14 protein-coding genes are annotated in these 13597 nt (G+C 56.4%); 9 read left to right on the top strand and 5 right to left on the bottom strand.

Annotation, left to right across the window (positions count from 1 at the left end; translation table 11 throughout):
- Window positions 1-14 precede the first annotated feature (14 nt).
- Both hemD and hemC read right to left on the bottom strand, forming a co-directional pair.
- On the bottom strand, window positions 15-755 hold the full coding sequence (gene hemD, locus ECL_RS24825; protein ID WP_029883127.1) for a uroporphyrinogen-III synthase: 741 nt from the start codon (window positions 753-755) through the stop codon (window positions 15-17).
- On the bottom strand, window positions 752-1693 hold the full coding sequence (hemC, locus tag ECL_RS24820; protein WP_013099264.1) for a hydroxymethylbilane synthase: 942 nt from the start codon (window positions 1691-1693) through the stop codon (window positions 752-754). The genes hemD and hemC overlap by 4 nt, the downstream gene beginning before the upstream one ends.
- Window positions 1694-2043: 350 nt before the next feature.
- Here hemC and cyaA point away from each other — a divergent pair, with 350 nt between their 5' ends.
- Complete coding sequence (gene cyaA / locus ECL_RS24815) at window positions 2044-4587, top strand: class I adenylate cyclase (RefSeq protein ID WP_013099262.1); 2544 nt, start codon at window positions 2044-2046, stop codon at window positions 4585-4587.
- Between the two features lie 95 nt (window positions 4588-4682).
- On the opposite strand, the gene cyaY is transcribed toward cyaA, so the two are convergent.
- Window positions 4683-5003 carry an iron donor protein CyaY gene (cyaY, locus tag ECL_RS24810; protein WP_013099261.1) on the bottom strand — a complete coding sequence of 107 codons (321 nt, stop codon included), beginning with the start codon at window positions 5001-5003 and terminating at the stop codon, window positions 4683-4685.
- A gap of 135 nt (window positions 5004-5138) precedes the next feature.
- On the opposite strand from cyaY, the gene lptM reads away from it, so the two are divergent.
- The 8 genes from lptM to corA all read left to right on the top strand — a co-directional run bounded on the left by lptM (window position 5139) and on the right by corA (window position 12100).
- Window positions 5139-5342, top strand: a complete 204-nt coding sequence (gene lptM, locus ECL_RS24805) for an LPS translocon maturation chaperone LptM (protein WP_013099260.1) — start codon at window positions 5139-5141, stop codon at window positions 5340-5342.
- Window positions 5343-5377: 35 nt separating this feature from the next.
- Window positions 5378-6202, top strand: coding sequence for a diaminopimelate epimerase (gene dapF, locus ECL_RS24800; RefSeq protein ID WP_013099259.1), 825 nt, complete (start codon window positions 5378-5380; stop codon window positions 6200-6202).
- Window positions 6199-6906, top strand: coding sequence for a DUF484 domain-containing protein (locus ECL_RS24795; RefSeq protein WP_013099258.1), 708 nt, complete (start codon window positions 6199-6201; stop codon window positions 6904-6906). Before dapF ends, ECL_RS24795 begins: the two co-directional genes overlap by 4 nt.
- Window positions 6903-7805 (top strand): tyrosine recombinase XerC, encoded by a 903-nt coding sequence (gene xerC, locus ECL_RS24790; RefSeq protein WP_013099257.1) that lies wholly within the window; start codon window positions 6903-6905, stop codon window positions 7803-7805. Before ECL_RS24795 ends, xerC begins: the two co-directional genes overlap by 4 nt.
- Window positions 7805-8521: a 5-amino-6-(5-phospho-D-ribitylamino)uracil phosphatase YigB gene (yigB, locus tag ECL_RS24785; RefSeq protein WP_013099256.1), complete on the top strand. Its 717-nt coding sequence runs from the start codon at window positions 7805-7807 to the stop codon at window positions 8519-8521. The genes xerC and yigB overlap by 1 nt, the downstream gene beginning before the upstream one ends.
- A 108-nt stretch (window positions 8522-8629) precedes the next feature.
- A complete protein-coding gene (gene uvrD / locus ECL_RS24780) occupies window positions 8630-10792 on the top strand; it encodes a DNA helicase II (RefSeq protein ID WP_013099255.1) in 2163 nt (720 codons plus the stop codon).
- A 149-nt stretch (window positions 10793-10941) separates the two neighbouring features.
- Window positions 10942-10998 carry a YsgD/CorL family protein gene (gene ysgD, locus ECL_RS27815; protein WP_212743980.1) on the top strand — a complete coding sequence of 19 codons (57 nt, stop codon included), beginning with the start codon at window positions 10942-10944 and terminating at the stop codon, window positions 10996-10998.
- A gap of 151 nt (window positions 10999-11149) precedes the next feature.
- On the top strand, window positions 11150-12100 hold the full coding sequence (gene corA, locus ECL_RS24775) for a magnesium/cobalt transporter CorA (protein WP_008501540.1): 951 nt from the start codon (window positions 11150-11152) through the stop codon (window positions 12098-12100).
- Between the two features lie 62 nt (window positions 12101-12162).
- Here corA and rarD read toward each other — a convergent pair whose 3' ends face one another.
- Window positions 12163-13059, bottom strand: a complete 897-nt coding sequence (rarD, locus tag ECL_RS24770; protein ID WP_013099254.1) for an EamA family transporter RarD — start codon at window positions 13057-13059, stop codon at window positions 12163-12165.
- A gap of 51 nt (window positions 13060-13110) precedes the next feature.
- Complete coding sequence (yigI, locus tag ECL_RS24765) at window positions 13111-13578, bottom strand: acyl-CoA thioesterase YigI (protein ID WP_013099253.1); 468 nt, start codon at window positions 13576-13578, stop codon at window positions 13111-13113.
- Window positions 13579-13597 lie beyond the last annotated feature (19 nt).

Here is a 13597-nt window from a genome sequence, read left to right as displayed (position 1 = left end):
TCCCATTATGAGAGTTATTGTAATGCGCGCAGCAGCGCATCGTTGTCGGCGTTATCAGCGATCCGAATATCTTGCCAGCCCAGTTCCCGGGCGAGGTTCGCCAGACGCTCACTGACGACCAAAAGCCGACAGTGGAGTAACCAGTTTTCACGATACCAAAGCGGCACCAGCGACCAGAGTTGCTGCAGCATTTCGCCGCTGGTCACCACCAGCGTTGTAATGCCGCGCGTATGCCAGCGCATCGCCTCTTGTGCACCATCGTAATGTTTTGCACAGCGTTGATAACATTCGCAAAACGTGACGTCAGCTCCGCGTTCACGCAGCGTTTCGCCTAACAGTTCGCGTCCGCCGTTACCGCGTAAAATCAGCGCACGTTTTCCGATTAGGGTTTGTAATTCAGGTAATTGTAGCAAGACTTCGCTGGTTTCCCGATCTAACGGGTAACGTACGTCTGCTCCACTTACGGTATGCAGCGCCAGGGCGGTGGAACGGCCAATCGCGAAATAGCGTGGCGCGGTAGGCCAGTTCAGTCCCTGCTGTTGTAGCTGCGCATGGGCAAATTCCACGGCATGTTGCGACAAGGCAAACAGCAGGTCGCCTTCCTGAAGGGTATTCATATGGTCGGCGAGCGCGGACAGCTCCCGACCCGGGGAGAATTCAATAAGCGGAAAACTCCAGGCCACCTGCCCCAGTGCGCGCAGACGGCTCACTAACTGCTCTCCTGCGGGAGAAGGGCGGGTGACGAGAATACTCATGCAGGGGGCTCTCCATCGTAAACGACAGCCAGAATCTCGCGGGCACCGTTATCCAGTAACTCTTCCGCCAGCGAAATGCCAAGCTGCTCAGCATCTTGCGGTTTACCGCGGCGCTCACCGCGTACCATCTGCGAACCGTCCGGCGCGCCAACCAGCGCACGCAGCCACAGTTCACCGTTAATTAATTCAGCATAGCTGCCAATCGGCACCTGGCACCCCCCTTCAAGGCGGGTATTCATCGCACGCTCGGCTTTGACGCGAATGGCCGTCTCGTCATGATTCAGCGGCGCAAGCAGTTCACGGGTACGCCTGTCATCCAGACGGCACTCAATACCTACAGCGCCCTGTCCCACGGCCGGCAAAGAGAGCTCTGGTGGCAATGCGACGCGAATGCGTGACTCCAGCCCCAGACGCTTAAGACCTGCTACCGCGAGGATAATGGCATCGTAATCGCCGTTATCCAGCTTGCCCAGACGCGTGCCAACGTTACCGCGCAGCGAGCGTATGATCAGATCCGGACGGCGTTCAGCCAACTGACACTGGCGGCGTAAACTGGACGTGCCAACCACGCTGCCTTTGGGCAACGCATCAAGCGAGTCAAACTGGTTAGAGACAAACGCATCGCGCGGATCCTCGCGCTCGCAAATGGTCACCAGCCCCAGCCCTTCCGGGAACTCGACGGGCACGTCTTTCATCGAATGCACGGCGATATCGGCGCGGTTCTCAAGCAATGCCAGTTCCAGTTCTTTGACAAACAAGCCTTTGCCGCCCACTTTCGCCAGCGGCGTATCAAGGATCACATCGCCGCGCGTGACCATGGGCACCAGCTCGACGCGCAAGCCGCTGTGGCAGGCTTCCAGGCGCTGCTTAACATAATGTGCCTGCCAGAGCGCAAGAGGGCTTTGGCGTGTGGCAATTCTCAAAACATTGTCTAACATGCTTGTTACCGTCATTATCAATCGCTAACCATCCTAACATTGTTGACTCTGGGATGGCAGTTTTACGGTGATGAAGAAGAGAGGGACAGGGCGGGAGTTCTCGTCAGCCACAGCCGTATTAAGGAATTTACACGTACAGAACGGTGCTACACTTTGTATGTAGCGCAACTTTCTTTACGGTCAATCGGCAAGGTGTTAAATTGATCACGTTTTAGACCATTTTTTCGTCGGTACCAGCATAATGATAAGGGCGAAAAAGGGTAACGGTTATCTTTTTGAAATACTGCGGGCTCGCTGATATTTTGGTTTTTGAATAGCTTGCGACACCCGGAAACATCAGGCGATACGTCTTGTACCTCTATATTGAGACTCTGAAACAGAGACTGGATGCCATCAATCAACTGCGTGTGGATCGCGCGCTTGCTGCCATGGGCCCTGCTTTCCAGCAGGTATACAGTCTGCTGCCGACATTATTGCACTATCACCATCCGCTGATGCCGGGTTACCTTGACGGTAACGTTCCCAAGGGCATTTGCCTTTTCACGCCTGATGAAACCCAACAGCATTATCTCAACGAACTTGAACTCTACCGTGGCATGCCGCCGCAGGAATCCCCGAAAGGTGAACTGCCTATCACCGGCGTTTACTCCATGGGGAGCACCTCTTCGGTAGGGCAAAGCTGTTCGTCTGACCTGGACATCTGGGTCTGCCATCAATCCTGGCTCGATAACGAAGAGCGTCAGTTGCTGCAGCGTAAATGTAGCCTGCTGGAAAGCTGGGCGGCATCGCTTGGCGTGGAAGTGAGCTTCTTCCTGATTGATGAAAACCGTTTCCGCCATAACGAAAGCGGCAGTCTGGGTGGTGAGGACTGCGGCTCCACGCAGCACATCTTATTGCTGGACGAATTTTACCGTACGGCAGTGCGTCTGGCCGGGAAGCGTATTCTGTGGAATATGGTCCCGTGCGAAGAAGAAGAGCATTACGATGATTACGTGATGTCGCTCTACGCGCAGGGCGTACTGACGCCAAACGAATGGCTGGATTTGGGCGGCCTGAGCTCCCTGTCAGCCGAAGAGTACTTTGGCGCGAGCCTCTGGCAGCTTTATAAGAGCATCGACTCACCGTACAAAGCGGTGCTGAAAACGCTGTTGCTCGAAGCCTATTCCTGGGAATACCCAACCCCACGCCTGCTGGCGAAAGATATCAAGCAGCGTCTGCACGACGGGGAGATTGTCTCCTTTGGGCTTGATGCCTACTGCATGATGCTGGAACGCGTTACCGAATACCTGAAAGCCATTGATGACACCACGCGTCTCGACCTGGTGCGTCGATGTTTCTATCTCAAAGTTTGTGAGAAATTGAGCCGCGAACGCGCCTGCGTGGGCTGGCGTCGTGAAGTGGTTTCTCAGCTCGTCAAAGAGTGGGGATGGGGCGAAGAGCGTCTCTCCATGCTCGACAATCGCGCCAACTGGAAAATCGATCAGGTGCGTGAAGCGCACAACGAACTGCTTGATGCGATGATGCAAAGCTACCGTAACCTGATCCGCTTTGCGCGCCGTAACAATCTCAGCGTGTCCGCCAGCCCGCAGGACATCGGGGTTTTGACCCGCAAACTGTATGCCGCGTTTGAAGCGCTGCCGGGCAAAGTCACTCTGGTTAACCCGCAAATTTCGCCCGATCTGTCAGAGCCAAACCTGACCTTTATCTATGTGCCGCCGGGCCGCGCGAACCGCACCGGGTGGTATCTGTATAACCGTGCCCCAAGCATGGATTCAATCATTAGCCATCAGCCGCTGGAGTATAACCGCTACCTGAACAAGCTGGTGGCCTGGGCCTGGTTTAACGGCCTGCTGACCTCGCGCACACGCCTGTTTATCAAAGGCAACGAGGTGGTCGATTTAGCCAAACTGCAGGAGATGGTGGCAGATGTCTCCCATCACTTCCCGCTGCGTCTGCCGGCACCCACGCCAAAAGCGCTCTACAGCCCGTGTGAAATTCGCCATCTGGCGATTATCGTCAACCTGGAATATGACCCGACGGCGGCCTTCCGCAATCAGGTCGTGCATTTTGACTTCCGCAAGCTGGACGTCTTCAGCTTTGGCGAGCAGCAAAATTGCCTGGTCGGCAGCGTGGATCTGCTGTACCGCAACTCGTGGAACGAAGTGCGTACGCTGCACTTCAACGGCGAGCAGGCGATGATCGAAGCGTTGAAAACCATTCTCGGTAAGATGCACCAGGATGCCGCGCCGCCGGACAGCGTGGAAGTGTTCTGCTACAGCCAGCACCTGCGTGGTTTGATTCGTACCCGCGTGCAGCAGTTAGTTTCAGAGTGTATTGAGCTGCGTCTTTCCAGTACCCGTCAGGAAACCGGTCGCTTTAAAGCGCTGCGTGTTTCAGGGCAAACCTGGGGTCTGTTCTTCGAACGCCTGAACGTGTCGGTGCAGAAGCTGGAGAACGCCATTGAGTTTTACGGCGCGATTTCGCACAACAAACTGCATGGTCTGTCGGTTCAGGTGGAGACCAACCACGTCAAGTTGCCGCAGGTGGTGGATGGATTTGCCAGTGAAGGGATTATCCAGTTCTTCTTTGAAGAGTCGGGAGACGATGCCGGTTTCAACATCTATATTCTTGATGAGACCAACCGCGCAGAGGTGTATCACCACTGCGAAGGCAGTAAAGAGGAGCTGGTGCGTGACGTTAGCCGCTTCTACTCCTCATCACACGACCGCTTCACCTACGGCTCCAGCTTCATCAACTTCAACCTGCCGCAGTTCTACCAGATTGTGAATGTCGATGGCCGTGCGCAGGTGATTCCGTTCCGTACTCAGGCCGTCACGCCTGCCGTGCCTGCGAATCAGGATACCGCACCGCTGTTGCAGCAGTATTTCTCGTGATGCTTTTCGCTCGCCCGGTGGCGGCTACGCCTTACCGGGCCTACAACAGCTCGAATCTGTAGGCCGGGTAAGCACAGCGCCACCGGGCAACAAAACTACCTGAAACTCACATCTTCACCCGCCTGCGCGGTTGCAGCCTGCTCCAGCAGATCCCAGAAGGTTTCGCCGCTACGGTCACAAACCCATTCATCCCCTTTCAGATCGAAATGGTAGCCACCCTGTCTGGCCGCCAGCCATACCTGGTGAAGCGGCTCCTGGCGGTTAATAATAATTTTGCTGCCGTTTTCGAAACTGAGGGTCAGGATACCGCCGTTGATTTCACAATCGATATCGCTGTCGCCTTCCCAGTCGTCCAGGCGCTCTTCAATGGTCATCCACAGGGTGTCGGCAAGGCGATGGAATTCACTGTCGTTCATGGTTTTGTTCCTGTTTTTCGTGATGCCGGCAGTATAACCCTAAATAATTCCCGTTGCAGGAAAGCGGCAAACTCTTGCTTTTGTGTCTTCTCCTGCGATGATAGAAACAGATTTGAACTTACGGGCAACTTTATAATGAAAAACGCTTTCCGAACGCTTGCCGTTCTCATCACGCTGTTTAGTCTGACTGGCTGTGGACTGAAGGGGCCGCTGTACTTCCCGCCAGCGGATAAAACCGCGCCGCCTCCGACGAAACCTGTAAACAGCGGCATTGAGTCATCTACGCCAGACACTAACGATCGTGGCAACAACGGTGGCCCGACTCAGGTTAATCTCTGACGATCACGTTCTGTACCCGCGCAATGGAGCAAATGATGCAGTTCTCTAAAATGCATGGCCTTGGTAACGATTTTATGGTCGTCGACGCGGTAACGCAGAATGTCTTTTTCTCCCCGGAACTGATCCGCCGCCTGGCGGATCGACACCTGGGCGTGGGGTTCGATCAGCTGCTGGTGGTTGAACCGCCGTACGATCCCGACCTCGATTTCCACTACCGTATTTTCAATGCGGATGGCAGCGAGGTGAATCAGTGCGGCAACGGCGCGCGCTGTTTTGCCCGCTTTGTCCGCCTGAAAGGGTTGACCAACAAACGCGATATCCGTGTCAGCACGGCGAATGGCCGCATGGTGCTCAGCGTTACCGATGACGAGCTGGTGCGCGTGAACATGGGCGAGCCAAACTTCGAACCTTCTGCGGTGCCGTTTCGCGCAAACAAAGCGGAAAAGACCTATATTATGCGTGCGGCCGAGCAGACAGTATTATGTGGCGTCGTCTCGATGGGTAACCCACACTGTGTGATTCAAGTCGATAACGTGGAAACGGCCGCGGTTGAAACCCTGGGTCCGGTGCTGGAAAGCCATGAACGTTTCCCGGAACGGGCGAATATCGGTTTTATGCAGGTGGTGAAGCGTGAGCATATCCGTCTGCGCGTGTACGAGCGCGGCGCGGGCGAAACGCAGGCTTGCGGAAGCGGTGCCTGTGCTGCGGTGGCCGTCGGCATCTCTCAGGGGTTACTGGCCGAAGAGGTTCGCGTGGAGTTACCAGGCGGTCGTCTTGATATCGCCTGGAAAGGACCGGGTCATCCACTGTATATGACTGGCCCGGCGGCACATGTCTATGACGGGTTTATCCATCTATGAAACAACCAGGGGAAGAACTGCAGGAAACGGTGACGGAACTGGACGACAGGGCTGTTGTTGATTATCTGCTGCGCAATCCTGAGTTTTTTATTCGCAATGCACGCGTCGTCGAAGCGATGCGTGTGCCGCATCCGGTTCGCGGGACCGTGTCGCTGGTCGAATGGCACATGGCACGCTCGCGCAACCACATCAATCAGCTTGAAGAGAACATGACGTTGCTGATGGAGCAGGCCAACACGAACGAAAGCCTGTTCTATCGTCTTCTGCATCTGCAGGCGCGTCTGGCCTCGGCGCACAGCCTTGAAGAATTTCTCAGCCGTTTCCACCGCTGGGCGCGTGAACTGGGGCTGGCTGGCGCAACGATTCGTCTTTTCCCTGACCGCTGGCGCATTGGCGCGCCGTCCGGTTTTACCCATCTGGCGTTGAGTCGCCAGGCGTTTGAACCCCTGCGTATTCAGCGTCTGGGCCACGAACATCACTATCTTGGGCCGCTTAACGGGCCGGAACTGCTGGTGGTACTGCCGGAGGCGAAAGCGATAGGTTCGGTGGCGATGTCGATGATGGGGCGTGATGGCGATCTGGGGGTGATGTTATTTACCAGCCGCGACGCGCATCATTACGAGCAGGGACAAGGCACGCAGCTGCTGCAGGAGATCGCCCTGATGCTGCCTGAGCTGCTGGAGCGCTGGATTGAACGTGTATGACGGACGCCCTGCTCGCGACTGACGTCTCGCGCTTTCTGCGCTACCTGGGCGTTGAACGTCAGCTAAGCCCCATTACGCTGCTGAACTATCAGCGTCAGCTTGATGCCATCATGCAGATTGCCGATGAGATCGGCCTGAAAAGCTGGCAACAATGTGACGCTGCAACCGTCCGTGGGTTTGTTGTGCGTAGCCGTAAAAAAAACCTAAGCCCGGCGAGTCTGGCGCTCAGGCTTTCTGCGCTGCGCAGTTTCTTCGACTGGCTGGTGAGCCAGGGCGGCTTAAAAGCCAACCCGGCGAAAGGCATCGCCACGCCGAAAGCCCCGCGTCACCTGCCGAAAAATATCGACGTCGACGATGTAAACCGCCTGCTGGATATTGACCTCAACGACCCGCTGGCCGTGCGCGATCGCGCGATGCTGGAGGTCATGTACGGTGCGGGTCTGCGTCTTTCCGAACTGGTTAATCTCGATTTAAAACATCTCGATCTGGAGTCCGGTGAAGTGTGGGTGATGGGTAAGGGCAGCAAAGAGCGCCGCCTGCCGATTGGCCGTAATGCCGTCTCGTGGATTGAGCACTGGCTGGATCTGCGCGGGCTGTTTGGCGCCGAGGAGGATGCGCTGTTCCTGTCGAAACTCGGCAAGCGGATCTCGGCGCGTAACGTGCAGAAACGCTTTGCAGAGTGGGGCATTAAGCAGGGGTTGAACAGCCACGTCCATCCGCACAAGCTGCGCCACTCTTTTGCCACCCATATGCTGGAATCGAGTGGCGATCTGCGTGGCGTGCAGGAGCTGCTCGGTCACGCGAATCTCTCCACCACCCAAATCTATACCCACTTAGACTTTCAACACCTTGCGTCGGTGTATGACGCGGCGCATCCACGCGCCAAACGGGGGAAATAATGCGTTTTTACCGCCCACTGGGTCACATCTCAGCCCTGACTTTTGATCTTGATGACACCCTTTATGACAACCGTGAAGTGATCCTGCGAACTGAGCAGGAGTCACTGGCGTTTGTTCAGAACTACCATCCGGCGCTGAAGACGATGCAGAACAAGGACTTTCAGCTGCTGCGTCAGTCCCTGCGTGAGACCGAGCCGGATATTTATCACGATGTAACCGAATGGCGTCGCCGTGCGGTGGAGCAGGCAATGCTCAACGCTGGGCTGAGCGCACAGGATGCGGCCGTCGGGGCTGAAGCCGCAATGGAAAACTTCGCCAAATGGCGCAGCCGTATCGACGTGCCGCAGGAAACGCACGACACCCTGGCAAAACTGGCAGAAAAATGGCCGCTGGTCGCAATCACCAATGGCAATGCGCAGCCGGAGCTGTTTGGTCTGGGGGATTACTTTGAATTTGTGCTGCGGGCGGGTCCGCACGGGCGCTCGAAGCCGTTTAACGATATGTATCATCTGGCGGCGGAGAAGCTGAACCTGCCGCTCGGCGAAATGTTGCATGTGGGTGATGACCTGACCACAGACGTAGCGGGTGCCATCCGCTGCGGTATGCAGGCCTGCTGGATCAAGCCAGAAAAGACGGACCTGATGATCGCCCCGGACAGCCGTCTTCTGCCGCACCTGGAAATTTCACGGTTGGCATCCCTCACGACGCTGATATAATCACCAGTAATATTGTATAAATTACCAGGGTTTTAGCAGTTGTAGGCCCGGTAAGCAAAGCGCCACCGGGCGCTTTGCTGTGTTCCTGAATACTATGTGACGGTGCCAATGGACGTTTCTTACCTGCTCGACAGCCTTAATGACAAACAGCGTGACGCGGTTGCCGCCTCGCGTACCAACCTGCTGGTGCTGGCTGGGGCGGGCAGTGGTAAGACGCGCGTGCTGGTTCACCGTATCGCCTGGCTGCAGAGCGTGGAAAACTGCTCTCCGTACTCCATCATGGCGGTCACGTTCACCAACAAGGCGGCGGCGGAGATGCGCCACCGTATCGCCCAACTGATGGGCACCAGCCAGGGCGGCATGTGGGTCGGCACCTTCCACGGTCTGGCGCACCGTCTGCTGCGTGCGCACCATATGGACGCCAATCTGCCGCAGGATTTCCAGATCCTCGACAGCGAAGACCAGCTCCGTCTGCTGAAACGCCTGATTAAGGCGATGAATCTCGACGAGAAACAGTGGCCGCCACGTCAGGCGATGTGGTACATCAACGGCCAGAAAGACGAAGGGTTGCGCCCGCATCATATTCAGAGCTTTGGCAACCCGGTGGAGCAGACCTGGCAGAACGTTTACAAGGCCTATCAGGAAGCGTGTGACCGCGCCGGGCTGGTGGACTTTGCCGAACTGTTGCTGCGCGCCCACGAGCTGTGGCTGAACAAACCGCATATCCTGCAGCACTACCGTGAACGCTTCACCAACATCCTGGTGGACGAATTCCAGGATACCAACAACATCCAGTACGCCTGGATCCGCCTGCTGGCCGGGGATACCGGCAAGGTGATGATCGTAGGCGATGATGACCAGTCCATCTACGGCTGGCGTGGCGCGCAGGTGGAAAACATTCAGCGCTTCCTCAACGACTTCCCCGGCGCCGAAACTATCCGTCTGGAGCAGAACTACCGCTCGACCAGCAATATCCTCAGCGCGGCCAACGCCCTGATTGAAAACAACAACGGGCGCCTGGGTAAAAAGCTGTGGACCGATGGGGTCGACGGTGAGCCGATTTCGATTTACTGCGCCTTCAACGAGCTCGACGAAGCACGTTTCGTGGTGAACCGCATCAAAACCTGGCAGGACAACGGTGGCGCGCTGGAACAGTGTGCCATTCTCTACCGCAGCAACGCCCAGTCGCGCGTCCTGGAAGAGGCGCTGCTGCAGGTGAGCATGCCGTACCGTATCTACGGCGGCATGCGCTTCTTCGAACGTCAGGAGATCAAAGACGCGCTCTCGTATCTGCGCCTGATCGCTAACCGAAACGACGATGCGGCGTTTGAACGTGTGGTGAATACGCCAACCCGCGGCATTGGTGACCGAACGCTGGACGTGGTGCGTCAGGCTTCGCGCGATCGTCAGCTTACGCTCTGGCAGGCGTGCCGCGAGCTGTTGCAGGAAAAAGCCCTCGCCGGACGCGCCGCCAGCGCGCTGCAGCGCTTCCTGGAATTAATTGACGCGCTGGCGCAGGAAACCGCCGACATGCCGCTACACGTGCAGACTGACCGGGTGATCAAAGACTCCGGCCTGCGCACCATGTACGAGCAGGAAAAAGGCGAGAAGGGCCAGACCCGTATTGAGAACTTAGAGGAACTGGTGACGGCAACGCGCCAGTTCAGCTACAACGAAGAAGACGAAGACCTGATGCCGCTGCAGGCGTTCCTTTCTCACGCCGCGCTGGAAGCGGGCGAAGGGCAGGCGGATACCTGGCAGGATGCGGTTCAACTGATGACCCTGCACTCTGCCAAAGGCCTCGAATTCCCGCAGGTGTTTATCGTCGGCATGGAAGAGGGCATGTTCCCGAGCCAGATGTCGCTGGATGAAGGCGGGCGTCTGGAAGAGGAACGCCGTCTGGCTTACGTAGGCGTGACGCGAGCGATGCAGAAGCTGACGCTGACCTACGCTGAAACCCGCCGTTTGTACGGTAAAGAGGTCTATCACCGTCCGTCGCGCTTTATCGGCGAATTGCCGGAAGAGTGTGTCGAAGAAGTTCGTCTGCGTGCCAGTATCAGCCGCCCGGTCAGCCATCAGCGGATGGGCTCGCCGATTGCGGAAACCGACACTGGCTACAAGCTGGGCCAGCGCGTGCGCCATTCGAAGTTTGGCGAAGGCACCATCGTCAATCTGGAAGGCAGCGGCGAGCACAGTCGCCTGCAGGTGGCGTTCCAGGGGCAGGGGATCAAATGGCTGGTGGCCGCGTATGCCAAGCTGGAAGCAGTGTAACTTTCAGAAAAATATCATTATTTTGTAATAATCTGCTAGCCTTATACGTTGAAGGTCAATTAATGCCCTTCAGCGTTTCGTTGCGTGTTGACGCCACAGTTGCTGCTGGCGTAACATGCGCGCACGATTACGCTAAGAGGACATTCGCCTTGGACACACCCAGTAGATACTGGCTCAATTCCCTGTCATCCAGGAACAACTCCTAAGGCTATCTCCTCTTGCTGATGGCCTTAGTGGTTGTCAGCGACCTGCATTATTCCCGTCGCGCTGAGTCAGGCTGTTTAATGGTCTGAAACCCAATTTGTTTCTGTGTGCCCACCGAACTGTCCGATATTTTTTGCATTGGGAGTCCCGGTCATGTTGAGCGCATTTCAACTCGAAAATAACCGACTGACTCGGCTTGAAGCCGAAGAGTCACAGCCCCTCATTGATGCCGTATGGGTGGATCTGGTCGAGCCGGACGACGATGAACGCCTGCGCGTACAATCTGAGTTGGGGCAGAGTCTGGCCACTCGCCCGGAACTGGAAGACATCGAAGCATCCGCACGTTTTTTTGAAGACGAAGACGGCCTGCACATTCACTCCTTCTTCTTCTTTGAAGATGCCGAAGACCACGCGGGGAACTCCACCGTGGCATTTACCATTCGCGACGGTCGCCTGTTTACCCTGCGCGAGCGCGAACTGCCGGCGTTTCGTCTCTATCGCATGCGCGCCCGCAGCCAGGCGATGGTGGACGGCAATGCTTACGAATTGCTGCTCGATCTGTTCGAAACCAAAATTGAGCAACTGGCGGATGAGATTGAAAACATCTACAGCGATCTGGAAAAACTGAGCCGCGTCATCATGGAAGGCCATCAGGGCGATGAATACGACGAAGCGCTCTCCACGCTGGCGGAGCTGGAAGATATCGGCTGGAAGGTGCGTCTGTGTCTGATGGATACCCAGCGCGCGCTGAACTTCTTGGTGCGCAAGGCGCGTCTGCCGGGCGGCCAGCTGGAACAGGCGCGTGAGATCCTGCGCGATATCGAATCCCTGCTGCCGCACAACGAATCACTGTTCCAGAAGGTCAACTTCCTGATGCAGGCGGCGATGGGCTTTATCAACATCGAGCAGAACCGCATTATCAAGATCTTCTCGGTGGTATCCGTGGTGTTCCTGCCGCCGACGCTGGTGGCATCCAGCTATGGGATGAACTTTGAGTTTATGCCAGAGCTGAAGTGGAGCTTCGGCTATCCGGGGGCGATTATCTTTATGATCCTCGCCGGGCTGGCGCCGTATCTCTATTTCAAGCGTCGCAACTGGCTGTAAAAATCTGGCGGGTGGTACCCGCCCTACGATCGAATTCCCTCTCCCAAAGGGAGAGGGGAAAATCACAGCCCTTTACGCACCCGGCGCTGGGTATAAATCGCATCAGCGACAAAAATCGCCAGCGCCACCCAGATAAACGCGAACGTCACCATCTTATCCGCACCCGGCACTTCGCCGTAAAACACCACCGCCAGCAGGAACATCAGCGTCGGGCCGATGTACTGGAAAAAGCCCAGCGTGGACAGACGCAGGCGCGTTGCCGCACCGGTAAAGCAGAGCAGTGGGATAGTCGTCACCACGCCTGCGGCCATCAGCATTACATTCAGGGACCACGGGTTGCTGCCCATGTGGCTGGTCGGGCTGTCGGCAATGCCGAACAGATAGATAGCGGCCACCGGCAACAGCCACAGGGTTTCAAACAGCATGCCGGTTTGCGCTTCCACGGCAATCTTCTTGCGCACCAGCCCGTAGAACGCAAAGCTGAACGCCAGCCCCAGCGCAATAACAGGCAGTGAACCGAAGGTCCACAGCTGAATCAGCACGCCGCAGAAGGCGAGGATCACCGCCAGCCACTGCATCCGGCGGAAGCGCTCGCCGAGGAAAATCATCCCCAGCACAATATTCACCAGCGGGTTAATAAAGTAGCCCAGACTCGCTTCGAGCATGTGATGGTTATTCACCGCCCAGATAAACAGCAGCCAGTTTCCGCCAATCAGTACTGCCGAGAGTGCCAGCAGGAAGATCTTCTTCGGGATTTGTAGCAGCGTTTTGACGCCAGACCACTGACGACTAACGCTCATCAGCGCGATCATGAAGAAGAAGGACCAGATGACGCGGTGAGTGAGGATCTCATCAGCCGGTACGTAAGCGATAAATTTAAAGTAGGCGGGTGCGACACCCCAAATAAAATAAGCGGCAAGGGCGAGTAACACGCCCTGCCGCGTCTGTTTAGCATCCATCGGGAAAATCCGTGACAAAAAAGTGAATTAACTTTACCCGATTTTTCAGCTTCAACCCACCATATAAGTGGCGGTTGCGCTGGCGATATAAAGTTGTTCTTCGTTATGCAGTTCAACACGCGCCACGGCAACCTTATTACCCGCACGGAGCAGGCTGCTGCTGCAGGTGAAGCGGTTTCCGCGCCCGGGACGCAGATAATCGACGCGTAAATCGATGGTACCCATGCGGGATAAGCGCTGACGCAGCTCGTCTTCGTTGATGGTGTCATGGCGGGTCAGGGTGCTGCCAACACATACCAGCCCTGCAGCCACGTCCAGCGCGGAGGCAATCACTCCGCCATGTAAAATGCTCTGTGCCCAGTTGCCTACCATCATCGGCTGGTTGTTAAAACTGAGCTGGGCAAAGTCTTTTTCGTAACGCTCCAGTTCCAGTCCCAGCGCGCGGTTAAACGGCATATGGTAAACAAAAATCTCGCCCACGAGTTTTAACGCTTCTTCGGCGGTTAGCATGGCTGACATGAGACATCACATCCTTAAT

It is taken from the genome of Enterobacter cloacae subsp. cloacae ATCC 13047, assembly GCF_000025565.1.
GTDB classification, from domain to species: domain Bacteria; phylum Pseudomonadota; class Gammaproteobacteria; order Enterobacterales; family Enterobacteriaceae; genus Enterobacter; species Enterobacter cloacae.
The sequence above is the reverse complement of the archived record's forward strand: the minus strand, read 5'-3'. Positions and strand labels throughout refer to the sequence as shown.